Genomic DNA, 23858 nt, shown 5'->3' on the forward strand with positions numbered 1-23858 from the left:
TAGGACGGACGGCCGGACCGCGGACGGGGGGACGGGTGCACGGGGGGACGCAGGACGGGCGCGCCGTGCGGGCGCCGTGGCCCCCGGAGTGGCCGTCGGAGTGGCCCCCGGAGCCGCCGCCGGGCGTCCCGGCGTCGCCCACCGGCCGCGTGCCGCGGTGGGTGCTGGACGAGGCGGCCGGCCGCCCCGTCGACCCGGCGCCGTGGCGCGCCCGGGAGGCCGGGCCCCCGCCCCGGCGCCGCCGCTCCCCCGCGGTCCGCGGGGTGCTCGCCGTCGTGCTGGTGCTGGCGCTCGGCCTGGGCGCCGCGGTGCTCGCCGGGCCGCGCCCGTGGCCCTGGGAGTCCTCCTCCGACGCCGGCACGGCCGGGAGCCCCGGGGCCGCGGACCGGCCCACCCCCGGCCACGAGGCGGCGGGCTCCCCGCTCGGCACGCCGCCGCCGGCCCCGGCCGCCGGCACGTACGACTTCGTCGAGCACCAGGCCGACGGCGTCACGCCGGTCGCCTGGGACCCGTGCCGCCCGGTCCACTGGGTCATGCGGCCCGACGGCGCACCGCCGGGCGCCGCCGGCCTGGTCGAGGAGGCGCTGACCCGGCTGTCGGCCGCCACCGGCCTCCGGTTCGTCGCTGACGGCACCACCGACGAGGGGTACACCGACGACCGGCCGGGCTTCCAGCCCGGCCGCTACGGCGACCGCTGGGCGCCGGTCCTGGTCAGCTGGGCCACCCCGGAGGAGGTGCCCGGCCTCGAGGGCACCGTGGCGGGCCTGGGCGGGAGCCAGGCGGTCGCCGCGCCCGGCGGGCCGTGGGTGTTCGTCACCGGCGCGGTGACCATCGACGCCGGCTGGGCCGGCGGCGCCGCGGGGTCCCCCGGGGGCCGGGCCGCGGTGCGCGCCGTCCTCGTGCACGAGTTCGGTCACGTGCTGGGCCTGGACCACGTCGACGACCCGGGCGAGCTGATGGCCCCGCGCAACGACGGGCAGGTGGAGCTCGGCCCCGGCGACCTCGCCGGCCTGGCGCAGCTGGGCCGCGGCCCCTGCGAGCCGGGCCTCTAGACCCGCTCCGGCGCCCCGCTGCGCCGCAGGAACGCGACGGCGGTCAGCCCGTAGACGGCCGCGACGGCGAGCAGCACCGGCACCGAGACGCCCGAGGGTGGCAGCACCAGCGCCGCGGCGACGAGCGCGGCGACGTAGGTGACGTTGACCAGGGTGTCGTAGACGGAGAACACCCGGCCGCGGACGTCGTCGTCGAGCACCTCCTGCAGCGTCGTGTCGACGCACACCTTCACGCCCTGGGCGACGAAGCCGAGCACGAACGCGCCTGCCACCACCCCCGGCGGCGCGAAGGTCAGCCCGAGCAGCGGCTGCAGCACCCCGCCGCCGACCAGGAGCAGCGCCGTCCACCGGCGGCGGCCCAGGCGGCGCACCGCGGCCGGGGTGACCAGCGCCGCGAGCAGCGTGCCCACCGCCCCGGCGCCGACCACCTGCCCCAGGCCGGCCAGCCCGCCGGGGAACAGCGGTCCCGACCCCTCCGCCAGCGGGCCGCGGTAGAGCAGCAGCGACACCAGCGTCAGCACGCCGTAGCAGACCCGGTGCCCGGACACCGCCAGCAGCGCCGCCGTCGCCGGCGGGTGCGCGAGCACGTCCCGGACGCCGTCGGCCAGGCCGCACAGCACCTGCCTGGCCGAGAGCCGGGCCGAGCGGGTGGCGGTGTCGGGGCCGAGGTACGCCCGGCCGAAGCCCGCGACGGTCGCCGCGGCCGCGAGGTAGGGCAGCGCCGCGGACAGCGTCACGGCCGCGTAGCCGGCGTCCCCGGCCGGGGCCAGCTGCAGCAGGCCCACCGCGGCCGCCCCGCCGACGACGGTCGCCACCGCCCCCGAGGTCGTCGACAGCGCGTTGGCCGTCACCAGCACCCGCGCGTCGGCGGTGTGCGGCAGCCCGGCCGACAGCGCGGCCAGCACGAACCGGGTGAGGGAGAAGACGGCGAGCCCGGCGACGGCGAGGGGCAGGCCGGCCGCCCCGGTGACCACGAGGGCCGCGACGACGGCGACCAGGACCGCGCGCAGCACGCCGGCGTGCACCAGCACCTGCCGGCGGCTCCACCGGTCCAGCCAGACGCCGGCGAAGGGACCGAGCACCGAGTACGGCAGCAGCAGGACCGCGAACCCGGCCGCCACGGCGAGCGGGTCGGTGGCCCGCTGGGGGTTGAACAGCACGGTCCCGGCGAGCGAGGCCTGGAAGACGCCGTCACCGAACTGCGCGAGGAGCCGGGTGGCCAGCAGCCGCCGGAAGTCGTCCCGGCCGAGCAGGAGCCGCACGGTGGGAGCGGCCCGCGTCACCGGCTCACCCTACGGCGCGCTCTCGCCCTCCCCCGGGCGCGGGACTGTTGCACACTGGACGGGATGTCTCCGGCGCCCTCGTCACCCGAACCCGAGTCCGGCCCGCCCACCCGGCCGGCCACGGGCCGACGCCGCGCGGCCGTACCGCGGCTGTCCACCGGCACCCTCGACGACGTCGTCCCCGGTTCGCTGCTCGTGGCCATGCCCGGGCTCACCGACCCGAACTTCGCCGGCACCGTCGTCTACGTGCTCGACCACAACGACAGCGGCACCCTCGGCGTCGTCCTCGGCCGGCCCAGCCAGGTCGAGATCCGCGACGTGCTGCCCGGCTGGTGCGACCTCGCCGTCGAGCCGGGCGTCTTCCACGTCGGCGGCCCCTGCGAGACCGACACCGCGCTGTGCCTGGCCAACGCCCCCGGCGCGGCCGGCGGGGGCGAGGGGCTGCGGCGGGTGGCCGGGGACGTCCACCTCGTCGACCTCGACGCCGACCCCGGCACCCTCGCGGGCGGCCTGTCCGGCCTGCGGGTGTTCGCCGGCTACGCGGGCTGGTCGCCGGGCCAGCTGGCCGCCGAGATCGCCGAGGGCGCCTGGGCGTGCGTCCCCGGCACCCCGGGCGACGTGCTCAGCGAGCTGTCCGGGCCGCAGCTGTGGCGCGCGGTCCTCGCCCGGCAGACCGGCCGCCTGGCGGTCCTGTCGACGGCACCGGCCGACCCCTCCGCGAACTGACACGCCGCGGGGGAGCGGTCGGGGGCGCGCGCTCCGGCGAGGTCTGGTAGGAATGACCCCGGAGGGGGCGGTCTGGGGAAGAGGCCGCCCCCTCTTCCTGTGCCCGGGCCCGGGTGACCTCGCCCCGGGTGCGGTGCTGGACCGGCCTCCCTGCAGGGGCCCGCGCCGAGCTCGCGAGGCGTGGGGAGGGGGCAGGGAGGTCCTCCCTCAGATGCCGACCGCCGCCGCGACCTCCGGGTGCGCCGCCGCGTCCACCGTCCGCCCGTCCTCCGGCAGGGCGATCGTCCGCGGCCCGTGGTCCGACAGCGTCACTGTGACCTCGGTGTCCTGCCCGGGCAGCGGGGTCACGTACTGCAGCAGCAGGCCGGTGGAGTCCTCCACGGTGACCGTCCAGCCGGCCTCCCCCGCGTAGACGGTGGCCAGCCGGCGGTCGACCGAGCGCTGGCCCTCCCAGGTGTGCTCCCCGCCGCGGAAGGCGGCGGCGTCGTCGGCCTCGGGGGCGCCCAGGTTGAGCACCACGGCCACGAGGACGTCGGTCAGCGGTACCGCGTCGGGCCCGGTCGCCAGCGCGCGGCTGACGAACGGGACGTCGGGCCGGCCGGCGGCGGCGAGGGCGTCCGGCAGCCCGGGGACGTCGCCGAACCAGATCCGGTCCCGGGTGAAGAACAGCGTGCGCGTGTCGTCGGGGCGCCCGTCGCCGTAGGTGGTCACCGCCTGCGCCCGGCCGGCGGAGCCGGCGAAGTCGACCTCGCCGCTGAGGCGCAGCAGGCCGCCGTCGCCGAAGGGCGCGGCGACCTCGACGTCGGCGCCGCCCTCCTCCGAGTCCTGCGCCAGCAGGCCGGCGAGCACCTCGGCCTCCTCGGCGGTCACCGGGTCACCGGGCTGCCGGTCGGCGGGGTCGTCCGAGCAGCCGGACAGCAGGACCGCCAGCAGGACCAGCGCGGACGCGAGCAGGCGGCGCGGCATGGCGGTCAGCGTAGGCAGCCGGCCGGCACCGGGCCCCCGACGGGCCGCAGGCCCGCCCCCGGGTCGGGGACGGGCCTGCGGTGGGTGTGCTGGGTGCCGCCGCGGATCAGCGCTCGACGTCGCCGCGGATGAAGGCCTCCACGGCGTCGCGGGCCTCGCTGTCGCTGTACTGCACCGGCGGGGACTTCATGAAGTACGACGACGCCGACAGGATCGGGCCGCCGATCCCGCGGTCCTTGGCGATCTTCGCCGCGCGGACGGCGTCGATGATGATGCCGGCCGAGTTCGGGGAGTCCCAGACCTCGAGCTTGTACTCCAGGTTCAGCGGGACGTCGCCGAACGCGCGGCCCTCCAGGCGGACGTAGGCCCACTTGCGGTCCGACAGCCACGGCACGTGGTCCGACGGGCCGATGTGCACGTTGTCGGTGCCCATGTCGCGGTCGACCTGGCTGGTGACGGCCTGGGTCTTGGAGATCTTCTTGGACTCCAGGCGCTCGCGCTCGAGCATGTTCTTGAAGTCCATGTTGCCGCCGACGTTGAGCTGCATCGTGCGGTCGAGCTGCACGCCGCGGTCCTCGAACAGCTTGGCCAGCACCCGGTGGGTGATGGTCGCGCCGACCTGGCTCTTGATGTCGTCGCCGACGATCGGGACGCCGGCGGCGGTGAACTTGTCCGCCCACTCCTTCGTCCCGGCGATGAAGACCGGCAGGGCGTTGACGAACGCGACGCCGGCGTCGAGGGCGGCCTGCGCGTAGAACTCGGCGGCCTGCTGCGAGCCCACCGGCAGGTAGCAGACGAGGACGTCGGCGCCGGACTCCCGCAGCGCCGCGACGACGTCGACCGGCTCCTCGTCGGACTCCTCGATCGTGGCCCGGTAGTACTTGCCCAGGCCGTCGAGGGTGGTGCCGCGCTGCACGGTGACGCCCAGCGGCGGCACGTCGGTGATCTTGATGGTGTTGTTCTCGCTGGCGACGATGGCCTCGGAGAGGTCACGGCCGACCTTCTTGGCGTCGACGTCGAACGCCGCGACGAACTGCACGTCGGAGACGTGGTAGTCGCCGAAGCGGACGTGCATCAGGCCCGGGACCGAGGTGGTCTCGTCGGCGTCGCGGTAGTAGTGCACCCCCTGAACCAGCGAGGCGGCGCAGTTGCCGACGCCCACGATGGCGACCTTGACAGCTCCCATGGGTTTCCCTTCTCCCTGGACCGGGTGGTCCGTGTCGCGGGACCGTTCCGGTCCTGGCGGTGGCTGCCGGTCGAGCTGGACAGCCGTGGTGCCTGTTGTGCGGTGTCGCTGGGGTGGGGTCCCGCCCGGGGGCGGCCTCACCCCTCGCTGGGCGGCGGGCGCTCACCGCCGGGCCCCGGACCGGGCTGGCGCCGCTCGCTGTCGATGAGCTCCGACAGCCAGCGCACCTCCCGGTCGACCGAGTCCAGGCCGTGGCGCTGCAGTTCCAGCGTGTAGCGGTCGAGCCGTTCGCGGGTCCGCGCCAGTGAGGACCGCAGGCCGTCCCGCTGCCGTTCGACCGTCCGGCGGCGCCCCTCGAGGATGCGCAGCCGCACGTCGGCGGCGGTGTGCCGGAAGAAGGCGAGGTGGACGCCGAAGAGCCTGCCGTCGTCGTACGCCTCGGGGCCGGCCTGGCTGACCAGCTCCGCGAAGCGCTCCTTGCCCTCCGCGGTGATCGTGTAGACCACCTTCCCGCGCCGGCCGGTGAGCGGCGGTGCGTCGGCCGGGAGCGGGGAGCGCCGGTCGGGCTCGTCGGTGGAGACGAACCCGGCGGCGTGCAACCGCTTCAGTGCGGGATACAGCGAGCCGTAGGAGATGCTGCGCAGCCCCCCGAGCACCTCCGCGAGCCGTTTGCGCAGCTCGTAGCCGTGCATGGGGGACTGCTGCAGCAGTCCGAGGATGGCGAACTCGAGCATCTCGCCCCCCGTCGGCCCCTGCCGTTCGATGTATCGAGACGATACATCGAGGGGTGAACCGGTGGGCAACCCGAGACCCTCCCCCGACCGGGGAGGCCGCGCACACACGGTGACGACGGGCCCGCCCGGGGACGGACCTGCGTACATTGACGGCCGTGCCCGGACGTCGCTCCGTCGTCGACTACTCGCTGCAGAGGCGGGCCGTCCTGGCGGACGTGCAGGCCGGCCGCACCGGGCTGTTCGAGGTCTGTGACGCGAGCCCCTACCTCTCCCGCGCGGCGAGGTACCACGGCGAGCAGACCGACGACCCGTGCCCGGTCTGCCGCCGCGAGCGCCTGACGCTGGTCAACTACGTCTACGGTGAGGGACTGGGCCACGTGTCCGGGCAGGCGAAGACCGAGGCGGAACTCGCCCGGATGGACGCCGCGCAGGAGGAGTTCTCCGTGTACACCGTCGAGGTGTGCCGGGGGTGCGGGTGGAACCACCTGGACTGCTCCTACGTGCTCGGGACCGAGCCCGAGCCGGGGCGGCAGCCGCGCCGGCGCCGCCGCGCTGCCACGGACTAGGACCGCCGGGCGGACGGTTGCACACCGGCGGACCCGTCCGTCACACCCGCCCCGGGAGGGCGGCGCGCCTGCGCGTCCTCCCTGGTCCCCACAGGTAACGACGCCACGCTGGGCCGGACCCGATCCGCCCACCGACACCCGAGGAGGGGCTGCCTGGTGCCTCCCCACGACGAGACCACGCCGGTCGGGCCGTCCGGCGGCCCGCCGCGGCGCCCGCCGTCCGCCCGCGCGGCCGGTGGCTCCGGATCCGCCGGCCGCGGTCGCACGACGGCCGCGCGGTCAGGGGGCTCCGGCGGCTCGCGTCCCGGCGGCTCCCGGCCCACCGGCTCGCGTCCCGCGGGCGGCAAGCCCGGCGGCAAGAAGGCGCGCACCAGGAAGCAGCGGCGGCGCCGCCGGCTGAAGGTGGCGCTCGGCACCCTGCTCGGCCTGCTGGTGCTGCTCGGCGTCTTCGTCGGCGTCGTCTACGCCACCACCGAGGTGCCCGACCCGAGCTCGGTGCAGCGGTCGCAGACCACGGTCGTCTACTACGCCGACGGCACCACCGAGATGGCCCGCCTCGGCGACACCAACCGGCGGGACGTCACGCTCGAGCAGGTCTCGGAGCCCGCGCGCAACGCGGTGCTCGCCGCGGAGAACCGGAACTTCTACTCCGACCCGGGGATCTCCTTCACCGGCATCGTCCGGGCGGCGTGGAACAACCTGACCGGCGGCTCGACGCAGGGTGGCTCGACGATCACGCAGCAGTACGTGAAGAACGCCATCCTGCAGAACTCCGACCAGACGTTCAGCCGCAAGTTCCAGGAGCTGTTCCTGGCGATCAAGCTGGACAACAACTACTCGAAGGACGACATCCTCGAGAACTACCTCAACACCATCTACTTCGGGCGCGGTGCCTGGGGGATCGAGGCGGCGGCCAACACCTTCTTCGGCGTGCCGGCGGCCCAGCTGACCCCGCAGCAGGGCGCGGTGCTCGCCGTCCAGATCCGCAGCCCCAGCTCCTACGACCCGGAGTCCAACCCGGAGGGCGCGCAGGACCGCTGGAACCTGGTCCTCGACGCGATGGTCGACGAGGGCTGGATGACCCAGGCCGACCGCGACGCGTCGGTCTACCCGCCGGTCCTGCCCAAGCAGCAGTCCTCGTCCCTGGGCACCCCGACCGGGCCCGAGGGCCTGGTCGTGTCGCAGGCGGTCGCCGAGCTGGAGGCGCGCGGCTACACCGAGGAGCAGATCCAGGCCGGCGGCCTGCGGATCACCACGACCGTCGACAAGGCCACCCAGGACGCCGCGCTGGCCGCGGTCCGCGACGTCATGGACGGCCAGCCGGACAACCTGCGGCAGGCCCTGGTCGCCGTCGACCCGGACACCGGCGGGGTGCGCGCCTACTACGGCGGTGAGGTCGGCGCCGGCGTGGACGCGGTGGACTACGCGCAGGCCCGCCGCCAGCCCGGCTCGTCCATGAAGCCGTACGTGCTGGCCACCGCGCTCGACCAGGGCATCAGCGTCACCTCGCGCCGGGACGGCAGCTCCCCGCAGACCTTCCCCGACCGCGAGGCCCCGGTGCGCAACTCCGGCGGCGCCTCGTGCCCGGCCTGCACCCTGGTCGAGGCGATGACCCGCTCGCTGAACACGACCTTCTACGGGCTGGCCTACGAGGTGGGCCCGGAGAACGTCCGCGAGACGGCGCTGGCCGCGACCGGCATGCCGGAGACGTGGCCGGCCACCGGCGTCAGCCAGCTCGACGACAAGACGACGCTCGCCTCCCCCGAGTCGGGCGTCACCGGCTCCTCGATCGGCATCGGCGAGTACGAGATGCGCCCGATCGACCAGGCCGTCGGCTTCGCCACCCTCGCCAGCGGGGGCGTGCGGCACGACGCGCACTTCGTCAGCCGGGTCACCGACAGCGCGGGCGGCGTGCTGCTGGACAACGGCGCCCCGGCCGGTGAGCGGGTCATGGGCGAGGACGTCGCCAACGACACCACCTTCGCGCTCGAGGGCGTCGCCCAGCACTCGCGCCGGGCACTCGACGACGGCCGCGAGGTGGCCGCCAAGACCGGCACCCAGGGCATCGACGCCGACGACAACTCCGACGCCTGGATGGTCGGCTACACCCCGTCGCTGTCGACGGCGGTGTGGATGGGCACCGACGGCTACCAGCCGATCCGCAACGCCGACGGCGCGATCATCTACGGCTCCGGCCTGCCGGGCGCCATCTGGCAGGAGTTCATGGACACCGTGCTGGCCGGCACCCCGGAGGAGGACCTGCCGAACCGGCCGGTCATCCGCGGGGACACGGGCGAGGGCGTCCCGGCACCGGAGACCCAGGCGGCGCCGACGACGCAGTCCGCGCCGACGACGCAGTCCGCGCCGACGACGCAGCCGACGCCGACCACCCCGGCCACCCCCACGGAGACCGCGCCGACCGAGACCGTGCAGCCGCCGGACGACGGCACGACCGAGGAGGAGCCGAACGACCCGAACACGCCGGGGCCGGTCCTCCCGCCTCCCGCCGGGGGCAGCAACCCCGGGGCGCCGACGACCCAGCCCGGGCAGCCGGCACCCACCACCACCCAGCCGCAGCTGACCGGCTGACCCGCCCGGCAGACTGACCGGGTGAGCTCCTCCCCCACGGGCCCGTCCGCCCCGGCCGACCAGCCGGCGGACGGGCCCGCGGCGTCTCCGGCGTCTGCGCCCCCGACGGCGGTCCCCCCGGGGCGTCCCGACCGGGTGGTGCCCACGTGGTCGGACCCGGTCGCCGCGCAGGCGAGCGAGGCCGCCGGCGGGCCGTGGGGGCGGCACGCGGTCACCGGCCGGGCGCTGTTCTGGACGCCGCTGCGGATCTGCCTCCTCTACGCCACCGCGGTCCTGGCGGCCGCGTGGCTGAAGCAGGCGCCGTGCGCGGACGGCAACTGGGCCGGGTCGGTGCAGTACACCCACTTCTGCTACTCCGACACCGTCCCGCTGTTCACGCTGCACGGCCTGGACACCGGCGCACTCCCCTACCTCGACTCGGCCGTCGAGTACCCGGTGCTCACCGGCGCGTTCATGGCACTGGCCGCGCTGCTCGGCCGGACCTACGGCGACCTCGCGACGGCGGCCGGCCTGCTGCCGCAGGTCCCGCCCGTGCAGGCCTACTACGTGGCGACCTGCCTGCTGCTCACGCTGTGCGCGTTCCTCCTCGTCCGGGAGGTGCTGGCGCTGGCCGGGCACCGGCCGTGGGACGCGGCGATGGTCGGCCTGTCCCCCCTGCTGTTCGTGCACGCCTTCACCAACTGGGACCTGTTCGCCGTCGCGCTGGCCACCGGCGGGCTGTGGGCGTGGGCACGGAACCGGCCGGCGCTCGCCGGCGTGCTGCTCGGCCTCGGCGTCGCCGCGAAGTTCTACCCCCTGCTGCTGCTCGGGGCGCTGTTCCTGCTGTGCCTGCGGGCCGGGCGGCTGCGCGAGTGGCTGCGCGCCGCCGTCGCCGCGGTGGCCGCCTGGCTGGCCGTCGACGTGCCGGTGGCGCTGCTCGCGCCGGAGAACTGGTCGCTGTTCTTCCGGCTCAACACCGCCCGCCCGGCCGACCCCGACAGCGTGTGGAACGTCCTGATCACCGCCTCCGACGGGCGGTTCCTCGACGGCCCGCTGCCCGAGGGGACGGCGCCGGTGGTGCTCAACACCGTCGTCGCGGGCTGCGTGCTGCTGGTCTGCGCCGGCCTGGGCTGGCTGGTGCTGCGCGCCCCGGTGCGGCCGCGCGTGGCCCAGGTCGCGTTCCTGCTGGTCGCGGCGTTCCTGCTGGTCACCAAGGTGTGGAGCCCGCAGTACTCGCTGTGGCTGCTGCCGCTGGCGGTCCTGGCCCGGCCGCGCTGGCGCTCGCTGCTGCTCTGGCAGGCGAGCGAGGCGGTGCTCTGGGTGGTGCGGATGCTCTGGTACCTCGGCACCGAGGACCGCGGCGTCGGCGTCGAGTGGTTCTTCCTCGCGGTGACCGCGCGCGACCTCGCCGTCGTCGTGCTCATGGGCCTGGTCGTGCGCGACGTGCTGCACCCCGACGCCGACGTCGTCCGCACCAGCTGGCCCGGTGTCGACGACCCGGCCGGCGGCCCGCTGGACGGCGCCCCCGACCGGCTCACCCTGCGCCGGCGGGTCGCGGCATAGGAGGTGATCCGCACGTCCCGGGCGTCCGGGCGTGCGGATCGCCTCCTACGCCCCCCGCAGCGCCGCGCGGACGAGCGCGACCTCCTCGGCGTGCGCGGCGGCGTCCCCGGGCGTCTCCAGGACGACGGGGCAGTCGGCGGCGCGCGCCACCTCGAGCAGGAGCTCCAGGGGGATCCCCCCGGCGGTCAGCGGCGCGTGCCGGTCGCGGCCGGAGCCGTGCGGGTCGCGGCTGTTGTTGAGGTGCACGAGGTCGAGCCGGCCGGTGACCGCGCGGACGTCGTCGACCGCGGTGGCGAGGTCCCAGCCGGCGGCCCAGGCGTGGCAGGTGTCGAGGACGAAGCCCGCGCCGAACTCCCCGACGGCGTCCCACAGCCGGGCCACCGCACCGAGCTCGCGGGCCATCGCGTTGTCCCCGCCGGCGGTGTTCTCGATGAGCAGCGGCAGCGGGAACCCGCCGTCCTCGGCCTGGCGGACGAAGGTCTTGCGCCAGTTGTCGAAGCCGGCGGCCGGGTCCTCCTTGGCCAGCACGTGCCCGCCGTGCACCACCATCCCGCGGGCGCCGATCGCCGCCGCCGCCCGCGCCTGCACCGTCAGGTTCTTGCGGCTCGGGATGCGGATGCGGTTGTTGGTCGAGGCCACGTTGAGCACGTACGGCGCGTGCACGAAGACGGCGACGTCGGAGGCCAGCAGGTCCTCGGCGTCCGGGCGCGGCGGCGGCGCCTTCCAGCCCTGCGGGTCGCCGAGGAAGACCTGCACGCCGTCGGCGTCCATCTCCGCGGCCCGGGCCAGCGGCCCGCCCGCGTCCAGCTCGTTGTCCTCGGTCAGGCCGGGGCCGACGTGTACGCCGATCGGGTGCTCTGCCACCCCGGCGACAGTAGTTCCGCCCCGGACGGGGACCCACCCGTATCGCGCAGGTCACGTGCTCGTTGGGGACCGTGACGGCGGACACGCGCCGGCGGTGGCGTGCGCCACGACACGGGCACGCAGACGGAGGGGACGCAGGGGATGACGACGGGGACGGCGACCACCGGCACGGTGCGGCGGGCCGCGCGGCGGTTCCTCGCCGCGCTCGCGCTCGTGGTGGCCGCCGTCCTGGGCGGTGCGGTCCTGCTGCCGCCCGCCGCGAGCGCCGCCCCGTCGGCCACCGTCGACATCCGCGACCTCACCCCGCCGCTGGTCTCGGTCGACCCCGGCGGCACGGTCACCTTCACCAACCGGATCGAGCCCAAGACGGTGCGGGTCGGCGGCGCCGGGCTGCTGCCCTCGCTGGTCACCGCGCAGGTGTTCACCGACGTCACGCTCGGCCTGCCCTCGGGTCCCAAGCCGCTGCCGAAGGACGCGAGCGTCACCGAGCGCTTCGCCAGCACGTGCCTGACCTGCACGATCACCTACACGTACCGGGTCGTCGTCCCGAACACCTCGATCGTCGGGAGCGTGCTGACCACCGTCACCACCCGGGCGCTGAGCACGCTGCCGCAGACCCAGCCGGTCACCTACGACGGCCGGCAGACGACGGTGCAGATCGGCGTCCCGACGCCGTTCCTCGTCAACACGCTGCTGCCGCTGCCGGACCTGCCCTCGGCGAACCTGCCGCAGCTGCCGACCGTCGACGTCCCGCTGCCCTCCCTGCCGTCGCTGCCCGCACCGGTGCCCACCACCCCGGAGGCGCCGCAGGCCCCGGCCACCGCCCCGGACGTCCCCGCGGCCGCGCAGGGGATCGACGGCGACGCCTACTCCTACGACCTCGGCGGCGGCGCGGCGCGGATGGCGCCCTCCGGCGGCGGGTCCGCGGCCTTCGACCCGTCGCGGCTGCCCGGGGCCGGCTCCCCCTCCGGTGCCGCGTCCGGCCCCGGCGGGGGCGGCACGGACGGCTCCGGCGGGGTCGCGGGCAGCTACGACGGCGCCGCGGTGCCGGTCTTCGGCGAGCTCGGCGGGCTCGACGGCGGCGCGCTGGAGGAGGAGAGCAGCACGGTGAGCGCCGACGGCGCCTCCCCCGGCCCGGCCCTGCCGTTCGCCGCGCTGGTCGCCGTCGTCGCGCTGGCCGGCAGCACCGCCGCGCTGGTCCGCACCTCCCGGGCGGCCCGCTCCCGCTGACCCCGGCGGGAGCCGGCGGGCGCGCTGGTACCCTCGGGGGGCGCGTCCCGCGTGCCGTCCGAGGCAGGCAGGGCGCGCGACGCGTGTACGACCCTCCTGCTGCAGACGTCCTGCAGCCGCCACAGACCAGAGGAGGTGGGGTTCTCCGTGCGTCACTACGAACTGATGGTCATCCTCGACCCCGACCTGGAGGAGCGCACGATCGCTCCCTCCCTCGACCGGTTCCTGACCGTCGTCACCAGCAGCGGTGGCACCGTCAAGACCGAGATCTGGGGCCGGCGCCGCCTGGCCTACGAGATCGAGAAGCACGTCGAGGGCATCTACGCCGTCGTCGACATCCAGGCCGAGCCCGCCGCGGTCGCCGAGCTCGACCGTCAGCTCAACCTGAACGAGTCGGTCCTGCGGACCAAGCTGATCCGGCCCGAGGTCCACTGACCATGGCCGGCGAGACCGTCATCACCGTCATCGGCAACCTGACCTCCGACCCGGAGCTGCGGTTCACGCCGTCGGGGGCCGCGGTCGCCAACTTCACGGTCGCCTCGACGCCGCGCACCTTCGACCGGCAGTCGCAGGAGTGGAAGGACGGCGAGGCGCTGTTCCTCCGCTGCAACGTCTGGCGGCAGGCGGCCGAGAACGTGGCCGAGTCCCTCACCCGCGGCTCGCGGGTCATCGTCTCGGGGCGCCTCAAGCAGCGCTCGTTCGAGACCAAGGAGGGCGAGAAGCGCACCGTCGTCGAGCTCGAGGTCGACGAGATCGGTCCCTCGCTGCGCTACGCCACCGCGAAGGTCACCCGGGCCTCGCGCGGTGAGGGTGGCGGCGGCGGTGGCGGTTTCGGCGGCGGCGGTGGCGGCGGTTTCGGCGGCGGCGCGAGCGACCCGTGGTCGACGCCCGCCGGCCCGTCCGACGAGCCGCCCTTCTGAGAAGGACCCCCTCGCCCCCACGCCTCGCTCCGCTCGGCGCGGGCCCCTGCGAGGGGGCCGGTCCACCACCTCACCACGCTCTAGCCGTACCTGGAGAACCCAGTGCCCAAGCCCCCTGTGCGCAAGCCCAAGAAGAAGGTCTGCCAGTTCTGCAAGGACAAGGCGACCTACATCGACTACAAGGACACGACGCTGCTGCGGAAGTTCATCTCCGACCGCGGCAAGATCCGTGCCCGCCGCGTGAGCGGCAACTGCAGCCAGCACCAGCGGGACGTCGCCACGGCCGTCAAGAACAGCCGTGAGATGGCCCTGCTGCCCTACACCTCGACGGCGCGCTGACCATGAGCACGATGAAGCTGATCCTGACGCAGGAGGTCACCGGTCTCGGGTCCTCCGGTGACACCGTCGAGGTCAAGGGCGGCTACGGCCGCAACTACCTCCTGCCCCGCGGCCTGGCCATCGTCGCCACCCGCGGTGCCGAGAAGCAGGTCGAGTCGCTGCGCCGGGCGCGTGCCGCCCGCGACGTGCGGTCGCTCGAGGAGGCCCAGGCCGTGGCCGGGCGCCTGTCCGGCCTGACCGTCCGGGTGCCCGCCCGCGCCGGCGACGGCGGCCGCCTGTTCGGCCGCGTCACCACCGCCGACGTCGCCGCGGCCGTCACGGCCGCCGGCGGCCCGGAGCTGGACCGCCGCCGCATCGAGCTGCCGAGCAGCATCAAGACCACCGGCAAGCACACCGTCACCGTGCGGGTGCACCCGGAGGTCACGACGACCCTCCCCATCGAGGTCGTCGCCGGCTGAGGACGCCGCAGCACCGCCCGCGAGGGGCGTCGGACAACCGTCCGGCGCCCCTCGCGGCGTCTCCGGGCCGTGCCCGCCCTCCCGGGACCCCGGGGTCCCGGACGGCGGCAGGGAGGCGGCGGACACCGCGGACGGCGGCCGTCGTGGCCGGGCCCCGGGTGCCGGCGGGCGCCTGTGACGGCTGCGCCGGGCGGGACGACACGACACGCCCGGAGCCCCCGGCGCGCCGACTTTCTCGTGTCCACAGCCGGTGGGTGGCCGGGACGCAGGTGACGCCCGCGAGACCGCGGCACGACCGGCCGGTGTCCTCCCCGTCTCCACATGTCGACTCCGGCTGTCCACCGACTTGTCCACAAGTTGTGCAGAACGCGGCCCACACGGGTGTTGGACGGGTCCGTCCCCGCTTCCTAACGTCGTCTCCTGCGCCGGACCACCACGAACTGTCGGTGGCTCCGGGTAGTGATGTCCTCGAACGCGTGTTCGAGTGGCACGCGAGGCGTCCTGGTGCTTCCCCCACCGGGCCCCGGCCGGGCGGCCGGGGTCTGTACGCGCGCGCGTGCCCACGAGGAGAGGGAGGTACCCAGGTGGCGGTGGCCGACGACTTCAGCCGGCCGCAGGCGACGGCGCCGGAGTACGACCGGCAGCCGCCGCAGGACGTCGCGGCCGAGCAGTCGGTGCTGGGCGGCATGCTGATGAGCAAGGACGCCATCGCCGACGTCGTGGAGCAGCTGACCGGCAACGACTTCTACCGGCCGGCGCACCAGGTGATCTACGACTGCATCCTCGATCTCTACGGCCGGGGTGAGCCGGCCGACGCGATCACCGTCGCCGCGGAGCTCAACCGCACCGACCAGCTGTCCAAGATGGGCGGCGCGGTGTACCTGCACACGCTCATCGCCTCGACGCCGACGGCGGCCAACGCCGGCTACTACGCCCAGATCGTCGCCGAGCAGGCCACCCTGCGCCGCCTGGTGGAGGCCGGCACCCGCGTCGTGCAGCTGGGCTACGGCGCGGCCGGCGGGCGGGGCGACGTCGACGACATCGTCGACCGGGCGCAGCAGGAGATCTACGAGGTCACCGAGAAGCGGATGAGCGAGGACTACTCGCGCCTCGAGGACGTCCTGCAGCCCACGATGGACGAGCTCGACGCCATCGCCTCCCGTGGCGGCACCGCCCGCGGCGTGCCCACCGGCATCCGCGACCTCGACGAGCTGACCAACGGCCTGCAGGCCGGGCAGATGGTCGTCATCGCCGCCCGTCCCGGTGTGGGCAAGTCGACCCTCGGGCTGGACATCGCGCGGTCGGCCACGGTCAAGCACCACATGCCGGCCGTCATCTTCTCGCTCGAGATGAGCAAGCACGAGATCACCATGCGTCTGCTGTCGGCCGAGGCGAAGGTGCCGCTGCACCACATGCGCGCCGGCACGCTGTCCGACGAGGACTGGTCGAAGCTGGCCCGCCGGATGGGCGAGGTGGCCGACGCCCCGCTCTACATCGACGACTCGCCGAACATGACCATGATGGAGATCCGGGCCAAGGCGCGGCGGCTCAAGCAGCGCAACGACCTCAAGCTCGTGGTCATCGACTACCTCCAGCTCATGACGTCGGGCAAGCGCGTCGAGAGCCGCCAGCAGGAGGTCTCGGAGTTCTCCCGGGCGCTGAAGCTGCTGGCCAAGGAGCTCGAGGTCCCGGTCATCGCGATGTCGCAGCTCAACCGTGGGTCCGAGCAGCGTCAGGACAAGAAGCCGATGCTGTCGGACCTCCGCGAGTCCGGCTCGATCGAGCAGGACGCCGACATGGTCATGATGATCCACCGCGAGGACATGTACGAGAAGGAGAGCCCGCGGGCCGGCGAGGCCGACATCATGCTGGTCAAGCACCGCAACGGCCCGACGGCGAACGTCACCGTCGCCTTCCAGGGCCACTACAGCCGCTTCGTCGACATGGCCAACTGAGCATGGCCAACTGAGTCGGCACAGCCGACCGACCGGCCGCACCGACGCGCACGAGGGCCCGGGACCGTCACGGTCCCGGGCCCTCCGTGCGTCCGCGGTGTTCCACGTGGATCACCGAGCGCGACGTTGCAACGACGCACCGTCGCACTGCAACGTCGTGACCCCGGTCGCGCCCGCTCGTTGGTCCGGGCCGAGCACCGCCGAGCCCGGCCGTGTCCTCGATCGACCGCTTCCCGTCGAGAGGCCATCGCGTGACGACCCTGCCCGAGCACCCCCGCACCGACGCGCCCGCGCCCACGCACAGCCGCCGCCGTTTCCTCACCTACCTCGTCGCCGCGCCGACGCTCGCCGTCGCGGCGCAGGTCGTCGCCGAGGTGGCCGGCCCGGCCACCGCGCAGGCGCTGCCGTCCCTGCCCGCGCCGGCCGAGCTCCTCGACCTCGGTGACGTGCTGATCCTCGCCGGGAAGCCCACCGAGGACCTCATCGTCGTCACCGTCGACGAGCGGGGCCGGGTCGGCCTGGCCCTCCCCCGCGCCGAGGTCGGCCAGGGCATCACCACCGCCGTCGCCATGCTGCTGGCCGACGAGCTCGACGTGCCGCTGGACCGCGTCGACGTCACCCTCGCCGACGCCCGCCCCGAGCTCGTGTTCAACCAGCTCACCGGCGGCTCCAACACCATCCGCAGCGTCTACGGCCCGGTCCGGCGGGCGGCCGCGGTCGCCCGCGCCCGGCTGCTGGCCGCCGCGGCCCTCCGCTGGGGCACCACCCCGGCCTCGCTCACCGTCACCGACGGCGTGGTCAGCGGCCCCGGCGGGCGGACCGCCACGTACGGCGAGCTGTCCGCCGCCGCGGCCGACCGGACGCTCGCCGTCGCGCTCGCCGCGCCCAAGCCGGCCGCGGCCCAGCGGGTGGTCGGCACGCCCACCAGCCGCACCGACGCCCGCGCGATGGTGACCGGCCGGCAGCGCTACACCCTCGACCTCGACGTCGTCCCCGGCGCGCTGCCGACCATGCTGCGCCGCCCGCCCTCGATCAACGGCACCGTCCGGTCGCTGGACAACGAGGCCGAGGTCCGGGCCATGCCGGGCGTCGTCGACGTCGCCGTGGTGCAGACCGGGGTCGCCGTCCTCGCCGAGACCTTCGGCCAGGCCCGCGACGCCGTCGCGGCCGTGCGCGCCACCTGGGGGCCGGGCACGGTCGACGACGAGGACGACGAGTCGATCCGGCGGAAGCTGCGCGCGGTCACCCCGCCGCCACTGGCGCCCGGCCTGCTGGTGCGGACGGTGGACGCGGAGTTCGACTTCGCCTTCGTCAGCCACGCGCCGCTGGAGCCCAACTGCGCCATCGCCCACGTGACCGCGGACCGGGCGGAGATCTGGTCGCCGCTGAAGTCGCCGATCGTCGCGCAGGAGGCCATCGCCGCCGAGCTCGGCCTGCCGGTGTCCCGGGTGACCGTGCACGTCGTCCAGGGCGGCGGCTCGTTCGGCCGGCGCCTGTTCTCCGACGCCGCCCTGGAGGCCGCGCGGGTCTCGAAGGCCACCGGGCGGCCGGTCAAGCTGCTGTGGTCGCGGATCGACGACATGCGCCACGGCCGCGCCCGCGCCGCCAGCCACCACCGCATCCGGGCCACGCACGCCGCCGGGGACGTGCTCACCTTCGAGCACCGCGTGGCCAGCGTGGAGACCGACTTCGGGCACGGCCTCGGCGAGATCCTCACGTCGGTGGCCGCGGAGCTGCCGGTGGGGGGGAACCTCTCGTTCGCGCAGACGGTCTTCGCCACCACCGTGCACTCGCCGTACCACTTCGGCGTCACCACGCAGACGCTGGCCGAGGTGCCGCTGCGGATGCACACCGGCAGCTGGCGCTCGGTCTACTCGGCGAACACCCGCGGGGCCGAGGAGGTCGTCGTCGACGAGCTCGCCGCGGCCACCGGCCGGGACCCGGCCGAGTTCCGCCGCCGCTTCCTCAAGGAGGACCGCCACCGCACGGTGCTCGACACGGTCGTCCGGGAGGGCCAGTGGGGGCGCCGGATGCCGCGCGGCCGGGCGCAGGGCCTCGGCTTCCACGCCGAGTACAAGGGCTGCACCGCCTGCCTGGTCGAGATCGACGCGCGGGACCCGCAGCGCCCGCGGGTCACCCGGGCGACCATCGCCGTCGACGTCGGGAAGGCGGTCAACCCGCGCGGGCTCGAGGCGCAGATGCTCGGCGGCCTCACCGACGCCATCGGCACCACGCTGCGCGCCGGCCTGCACGTCGTCGACGGGCTGCCGCTCGAGGGCAGCTACAGCCAGTTCCACTACACCCGGCAGGCCGACTCACCGCCCGACGTCCGCGTGTTCGTCGTCGACAGCAGCGACGAGCCCGGCGGCGCCGGCGAGCTCGGCGTCCCGGCCGCGGTCGGCGCCGTCGCCAACGCCTACGCCCGCGCGACCGGGACGAAGCCGCGGTCGTTCCCCCTCGTCTTCCCCGTCGACTTCGAGCCCTTCCCCCGCTGAGGAGCGCCCCGTGCCCACCTACACCTTCCGGCTCAACGGCGAGACCGTCACCGTCGACGCCCCCGCCGACCTGCCCCTGCTCTGGGCGCTGCGCGACAGACTCGGCGTCACCGGGCCCAAGTACGGCTGCGGCATCGACGTCTGCAAGGCCTGCACCAGCCACCTCGACGGCGAGGCGATCCGCCCGTGCGTCACCCCGACGGCGGAGGCCGCCGGCCGCGAGGTCACCACCATCGAGGGCCTGGCCGACGGCGACCGGCTGCACCCGGTCCAGGAGGCGTGGCTCGAGCAGGACGTCGCGCAGTGCGGCTACTGCCAGCCCGGGCAGATCATGGCGGCGGTCGCGCTGCTGCGCCGGACCTCGGACCCCACCGACGAGGAGATCGACGAGATCCAGAACGTCTGCCGGTGCGGCACGTACGTCCGCATCCGCGAGGCGATCAAGGCCGCGGCCGCCCGCCTGTGATCGCTCCGTCCGGGGGCCGGGAGGGCGTCCTCCCGGCCCCGGACGGGGCAGGACCGGCCTGACCTGCGGTTGTGGATGATCATCTTGTGATCCGAGTCACCGCAGACTAGGAAGAGGCGCCCCCTTCCCCCCACCTGGAGACGCCTTGCAGCAACGACGCTGGCACCGCGCGACGACGTCGATCGTCGGCGCGCTGGCCTTCACGGCCGCCCTCTCGGTCACCGCGACCCCCGCGCTGGCCGACCCGCAGAAGGCCGAGCCGGTCTCGGTCTTCCCCTCCGACACCCTCACCGTCCGCGACCCCGCCCAGTTGACCGGCCGGCGGGTGGACCTGCCGACCGCGGACTGCGGCGCCCCGATCAGCTGCGGCCTGGTCCAGCAGCTCAACCGGCTCGACGGCTTCGACCTCGACCCGCGGCTGGCGATCCGCTTCAGCAAGCCGGTCGACGCCGCGACGGCCGCCGCGCGGATCACGATCCAGGAGGACCGCGGCGGCTGGCGGACCGGCGTCGACCGCGTCGTCTGGGACCCGGCCACCAACACGCTGTACGCCCACCCGGCACAGCAGCTCGCGCCCGGCACGACCTACCGGGTCGAGGTGCAGGGCGGCCCGACCATCAAGGCCACCCGGGACACCTTCACCACCCTGTCGGCCACCGACGGCCTGCAGGACCTGCAGCGGCAGATCGACAGCGGCAGCGCCTTCACCGCGCTGGACATCACCCCGGGTCTGCACACCGACGGCGCCTTCCCCGTCGCCGGCACCCGGGTTGCCCTCGCCCAGGACACCGGTCCCACCAACTCGGCGGCGGTGACGCAGCCGGTGACCGCACTGCTGCCCGGCGGTGCCACGCTGGCGTTCGGCTCGTACCAGGCGCCCAATTGGCTGCGCCCGGACGTGACGATCGAGCAGACGCCCACGCGCGACGCGGGGCCGGCGCCGGTCAGCGCTGCGACGCTGCCCTTCGTCGCCGTGCTGCCCCCTGGCACCGCGCCGGCCGGCGGCTGGCCGGTGGCGGTCTTCGGGCACGGCTTCACCGGCTCGGACGCCAACGTCCTCGCCGCGGCGGTCACCAACGCCCAGCGCGGCATCGCCACCATCGGTACCAACGTGGTCGGCCACGGTCTCGGGCCCGACGGTGAGTGGGTCATCACCACCGCCGCCGGCGAGCGGCGCCTGCCCAGCTACGGCCGTGGTGTCGACCAGCAGGACGAGGACGTCCTGATCGGTTCGACCGAGGGATCGTCGGCGACCGGCGCGTCCGCCGCGGTCTCCTCCCGTGACGCCCTGCGCCAGACGGCGGCCGACATCATGACGTTGGTCCGCTCGGTGGGCGGCACGGACGTCGACGGTGACGGGACGGCGGACCTCTCCGGCCGGGACGTGACGTACTTCGGCCAGAGCTTCGGCGGCATCTACGGCACCATGCTCACCGGGGCCGACCCGGCGGTGACCCGCTCGGTGCTCAACGTGCCCGGCGGCCCGATCACCGAGATCTCGCGGCTCTCCCCGTCGTTCCGGGGCCTGACCGCGCAGGCGCTGGGTGCGGTCGGACTGCTCAACGGCGGCGTCGGCGGCTTCACCGAGCAGATGCCGCTGCGCGGCGAGGGCCCCGTGACCCTGACCGTGCAGGGTGCGGCGGCCATCCAGGAGTACCTGGCCCGGTCCACGTGGCTCGCCCGTCCGGGCAGCCCGGAGACCTTCGCGCCGCTCATCGACCCGCAGCGGGTGCTGGTCCAGGTCGCCTTCGGTGACCGGACGGTGCCCAACCCGACGTCGTACACGCTCGTCGACGCCGGGCACCTGTGGTCGCGGACCAGCCTCTACCGCAACGACCGGACGACCAACGCGGCGAACAACCCGCACTCGTTCCTGTTGCAGCCGAGCATCCCGGCGGCACTGCAGGGGCAGACGCAGGTAGCGGCCTTCCTGGGCCGGGGTGAGGTCGTCGATCCCGACGCTGCGGGCGACGTGTGGGAGGTCCCGGTCGCCGACCCGAGGGTCCTGCTCCCGCTCAACTCCTGACGGCCGGCTGACACACGAGGGGCCCGGGACGCCGTCGCGTCCCGGGCCCCTCTGCGTGCGCGGTGGATCAGGCGGCCGCGGCGGCCATCGCGGCCTGCTCGCGGAGCAGCGCCCGCCGGACCCGCGGCTTGCCGGTCGTCATCTTCCACAGCTTGCCGAGCTGCGAGGGCAGGTTGCGGGCGGTGGTGTTCTGCAGCCAGCCGTTCGGCAGCGACAGCCGGATGATCTTGTGCCAGGCCGAGCCGACCTGCTGCGGCAGCGGCGCGGTGTGGTAGTTGAGGCCGTAGCGGTCGAACAGGTCGCGGATCTTCGGGGCGATCTCGGCGTACCGGTTGCTCGGCAGGTCCGGGAACAGGTGGTGCTCGATCTGGTGGGACAGGTTCCCGGTCAGGATGTGCATCGCCTTGGAGCCGGAGATGTTGGCCGAGCCGAGCATCTGGCGCAGGTACCACTCGCCGCGGGTCTCGCCGTCGATCGACTTCTTCTCGAAGGTCTCGACGCCCTCGGGGAAGTGACCGCAGAGGATGACCGAGTTCGACCACAGGTTCCGCACGATGTTGGCGGTGAAGTTGGCCGCCAGCGTGGCGACGAAGTTCGGGCCCGACAGCAGCGGGTGGATCAGGTAGTCCTTGCGGACCTGCCGGCCGATCTTGACCAGCACCTGCTTGGCGCGCCGGCGGAAGTCCGGGTCGCCGGTCTGCTTCTTGGCGATGACCGCGCCGAGCTCGAGGTCGTAGGCGGCGATCCCGTACTCGAAGAAGCAGGCGTTGACGAAGCTCCACAGCGGCTGGCCGAGGTACATCGGCACCCACGGCTGGTCCTCGTCGACGCGCATGATGCCGTAGCCGAGGTCGTTGTCCTTGCCGATCACGTTCGTGTACGTGTGGTGCAGCTCGTTGTGCGAGTGCTTCCACTGCTCGGCCGGGCTGGCCATGTCCCACTCCCACGTCGTGGAGTGGATCTTCGGGTCGCGCATCCAGTCCCACTGCCCGTGGAGGATGTTGTGCCCGATCTCCATGTTCTCGAGGATCTTGGCGATCGACAGGCCGATGGTCCCGGCGATCCAGGCCGGCGGGAAGCCCGAGGCCAGCAGGACGGCGCGGCTGCCCAGCTCGATCTTGCGGTGCACGTCGATGACCTTGCGGATGTAGCGCGCGTCGGACTCGCCGCGGCTGTCCATCACGCCCTGGCGGATCTCGTCGAGCTCCTTGCCGATGAGCTCGACGTCCTCGGGGGTGAGGTGCTCGATGGGGTTGTCGGACTTCTTCTGCAGGACGGTCATGTGGTGCGGCTCCTCGGTCGGGAGGCGGTCAGTGGTCGATGTCGCAGGCGCCGGCGGCGGCGCTGATGCAGGTCTGGACGAGGACGCCGTCGCCGGGGGCGGCGGTGGTGACCTCGCCGGTGCGCAGGTCGCGGACGGCGCCCTCGCGCAGCGGGAGGACGCAGCCGTAGCAGATGCCCATGCGGCAGCCGCTGGGCATGAGGACGCCGGCCTCCTCGGCGGCGTCGAGGATCGGGGTGGCGCCGTCGGCCTCGAGCGACGACCCGTTCCTCGTGAAGGTGACCGTGCCGCCCTCGCCGGTGACGAGCACCTTCGGGCGGAACCGCTCGGTGTAGAGCCGGTCGGCGATGCCGGCGGCGGCCCAGTGCTCCTCGAGCGCCTCGAGCATGCCGACCGGGCCGCAGGCCCAGGTGGCGCGCTCGGCGAGGTCGGGGACCAGGGCGGCGAGCGCGGCGGCGTCGAGCATCCCGGCGGTGTCGGTGTGCTGCTCGACCAGCCGGAGGCGGCCGTCGGCGGCCAGCTGCCGCAGCTCGGCGCCGAAGACGACGTCGTCGCGCGTGGGCGCGGAGTGCACCAGGACGACGTCGGTGAGCTCGGGGTGGTTGCGCAGGATCCCCATCACCGGGGTGATGCCGGAGCCGGCGGTGACGAACAGCGCCTTGGCCGGCCGCTGCTCGGGCAGGCAGAAGTCCCCGGTGGCCTGGTCGAGCTGCACGATCGTGCCCGGCCGGGTGCTGCGGACCAGGTGGTTGCTGACCCTGCCGCCGGGGATGGCCTTCACCGTGACGGTGAAGCAGCCGTCGGTGCGGCCGAGGTCGGAGGTGATCGAGTAGGCCCGCCACATCCGGACGCCGTCGACGTCGATGCCGATGCGCACGTACTGGCCGGGCCGGTGCGCCTGCCAGTCGGCGCCGGGCCGGATGACCACGGTGGCCGCGTCGCGGGTCTCGGGCACGACCGCCTCGATCCGTCCGCGCAGGTCGGCGCCGGCGCGCAGCGGGTCGACCAGGTCGAGGTAGTCGGCGGGCAGCAGCGGGGTGGTGACGAGCTCGGCGAGGCGCAGGGCGCGGTCGCGCAGCGCCTTCAGGGCCGGCCGGGCCGGGGAAGGGCGCGGAACGGTCGCGGTCATGTCCCTACAGTTCCCTGCGGAGCGCGTAATCACCTGTGCCCTCGACGTGA

At 74.5% G+C, this 23858-nt stretch carries 21 protein-coding genes; 14 read left to right on the top strand and 7 right to left on the bottom strand.

The features are described from left to right. The first annotated feature begins 65 nt into the window (after nucleotides 1-65). Entirely contained in the window at nucleotides 66-1052 is a 987-nt protein-coding gene (locus ACI796_RS06740) for a matrixin family metalloprotease (RefSeq protein WP_456940459.1), read from the top strand. On the opposite strand, the gene ACI796_RS06745 is transcribed toward ACI796_RS06740, so the two are convergent. Further along, nucleotides 1049-2335, bottom strand: a complete 1287-nt coding sequence (locus ACI796_RS06745) for an MFS transporter (protein WP_456940460.1) — start codon at nucleotides 2333-2335, stop codon at nucleotides 1049-1051. The two genes, ACI796_RS06740 and ACI796_RS06745, sit on opposite strands and share 4 nt — an antisense overlap. 63 nt (nucleotides 2336-2398) lie before the next feature. Between ACI796_RS06745 and ACI796_RS06750 the strand changes: the two genes are divergently transcribed. Next, the gene (locus ACI796_RS06750) at nucleotides 2399-3061 is read left to right on the top strand and encodes a YqgE/AlgH family protein (protein WP_456940461.1); all 663 of its coding nucleotides are present in this window, start codon (nucleotides 2399-2401) and stop codon (nucleotides 3059-3061) included. Nucleotides 3062-3268: 207 nt separating this feature from the next. Here ACI796_RS06750 and ACI796_RS06755 read toward each other — a convergent pair whose 3' ends face one another. The 3 genes from ACI796_RS06755 to ACI796_RS06765 form a co-directional block, all read right to left on the bottom strand. Continuing rightward, complete coding sequence (locus tag ACI796_RS06755) at nucleotides 3269-4027, bottom strand: hypothetical protein (protein ID WP_456940462.1); 759 nt, start codon at nucleotides 4025-4027, stop codon at nucleotides 3269-3271. A 106-nt stretch (nucleotides 4028-4133) separates the two neighbouring features. Next, nucleotides 4134-5213, bottom strand: a complete 1080-nt coding sequence (locus ACI796_RS06760) for an inositol-3-phosphate synthase (protein ID WP_456940463.1) — start codon at nucleotides 5211-5213, stop codon at nucleotides 4134-4136. A gap of 137 nt (nucleotides 5214-5350) precedes the next feature. Continuing rightward, nucleotides 5351-5947, bottom strand: coding sequence for a PadR family transcriptional regulator (locus tag ACI796_RS06765; RefSeq protein ID WP_456940464.1), 597 nt, complete (start codon nucleotides 5945-5947; stop codon nucleotides 5351-5353). 155 nt (nucleotides 5948-6102) lie between these two features. Between ACI796_RS06765 and ACI796_RS06770 the strand changes: the two genes are divergently transcribed. From ACI796_RS06770 to ACI796_RS06780, 3 genes are all read left to right on the top strand, one after another. After that, complete coding sequence (locus ACI796_RS06770; RefSeq protein ID WP_456940465.1) at nucleotides 6103-6513, top strand: DUF5318 family protein; 411 nt, start codon at nucleotides 6103-6105, stop codon at nucleotides 6511-6513. 156 nt (nucleotides 6514-6669) lie between these two features. Continuing rightward, nucleotides 6670-9102 carry a transglycosylase domain-containing protein gene (locus tag ACI796_RS06775; RefSeq protein WP_456940466.1) on the top strand — a complete coding sequence of 811 codons (2433 nt, stop codon included), beginning with the start codon at nucleotides 6670-6672 and terminating at the stop codon, nucleotides 9100-9102. A gap of 138 nt (nucleotides 9103-9240) precedes the next feature. Beyond that, entirely contained in the window at nucleotides 9241-10644 is a 1404-nt protein-coding gene (locus tag ACI796_RS06780) for a glycosyltransferase family 87 protein (protein ID WP_456940467.1), read from the top strand. 45 nt (nucleotides 10645-10689) lie between these two features. Here ACI796_RS06780 and ACI796_RS06785 read toward each other — a convergent pair whose 3' ends face one another. After that, nucleotides 10690-11508, bottom strand: coding sequence for a deoxyribonuclease IV (locus ACI796_RS06785; RefSeq protein WP_456940468.1), 819 nt, complete (start codon nucleotides 11506-11508; stop codon nucleotides 10690-10692). Between the two features lie 141 nt (nucleotides 11509-11649). Between ACI796_RS06785 and ACI796_RS06790 the strand changes: the two genes are divergently transcribed. The 9 genes from ACI796_RS06790 (at nucleotide 11650) to ACI796_RS06830 (ending at nucleotide 21397) form a co-directional block, all read left to right on the top strand. Next, nucleotides 11650-12738, top strand: a complete 1089-nt coding sequence (locus tag ACI796_RS06790; RefSeq protein ID WP_456940469.1) for a hypothetical protein — start codon at nucleotides 11650-11652, stop codon at nucleotides 12736-12738. Between the two features lie 147 nt (nucleotides 12739-12885). Further along, nucleotides 12886-13173 (top strand): 30S ribosomal protein S6, encoded by a 288-nt coding sequence (rpsF, locus tag ACI796_RS06795; protein ID WP_456940470.1) that lies wholly within the window; start codon nucleotides 12886-12888, stop codon nucleotides 13171-13173. 2 nt (nucleotides 13174-13175) lie between these two features. Continuing rightward, nucleotides 13176-13658, top strand: a complete 483-nt coding sequence (locus ACI796_RS06800; protein WP_456940471.1) for a single-stranded DNA-binding protein — start codon at nucleotides 13176-13178, stop codon at nucleotides 13656-13658. A 102-nt stretch (nucleotides 13659-13760) separates the two neighbouring features. Then, entirely contained in the window at nucleotides 13761-13997 is a 237-nt protein-coding gene (gene rpsR / locus ACI796_RS06805; protein WP_073422051.1) for a 30S ribosomal protein S18, read from the top strand. 11 nt (nucleotides 13998-14008) lie between these two features. After that, entirely contained in the window at nucleotides 14009-14455 is a 447-nt protein-coding gene (gene rplI, locus ACI796_RS06810; RefSeq protein ID WP_456940472.1) for a 50S ribosomal protein L9, read from the top strand. 590 nt (nucleotides 14456-15045) lie between these two features. Then, nucleotides 15046-16410 (top strand): replicative DNA helicase, encoded by a 1365-nt coding sequence (gene dnaB, locus ACI796_RS06815; protein WP_456940473.1) that lies wholly within the window; start codon nucleotides 15046-15048, stop codon nucleotides 16408-16410. A gap of 251 nt (nucleotides 16411-16661) precedes the next feature. Then, nucleotides 16662-18905: a molybdopterin cofactor-binding domain-containing protein gene (locus tag ACI796_RS06820; protein ID WP_456940474.1), complete on the top strand. Its 2244-nt coding sequence runs from the start codon at nucleotides 16662-16664 to the stop codon at nucleotides 18903-18905. A 10-nt stretch (nucleotides 18906-18915) separates the two neighbouring features. Beyond that, nucleotides 18916-19371 (top strand): (2Fe-2S)-binding protein, encoded by a 456-nt coding sequence (locus ACI796_RS06825; protein WP_456940475.1) that lies wholly within the window; start codon nucleotides 18916-18918, stop codon nucleotides 19369-19371. A gap of 145 nt (nucleotides 19372-19516) precedes the next feature. Continuing rightward, a complete protein-coding gene (locus ACI796_RS06830) occupies nucleotides 19517-21397 on the top strand; it encodes an Ig-like domain-containing protein (RefSeq protein WP_456940476.1) in 1881 nt (626 codons plus the stop codon). Nucleotides 21398-21464: 67 nt separating this feature from the next. Here ACI796_RS06830 and ACI796_RS06835 read toward each other — a convergent pair whose 3' ends face one another. After that, entirely contained in the window at nucleotides 21465-22679 is a 1215-nt protein-coding gene (locus ACI796_RS06835; protein WP_456940477.1) for a fatty acid desaturase family protein, read from the bottom strand. 28 nt (nucleotides 22680-22707) lie between these two features. After that, entirely contained in the window at nucleotides 22708-23808 is a 1101-nt protein-coding gene (locus tag ACI796_RS06840; RefSeq protein WP_456940478.1) for a ferredoxin reductase, read from the bottom strand. Nucleotides 23809-23858: the final 50 nt, after the last annotated feature.

It is taken from the genome of Geodermatophilus sp. SYSU D00525 (assembly GCF_054050475.1).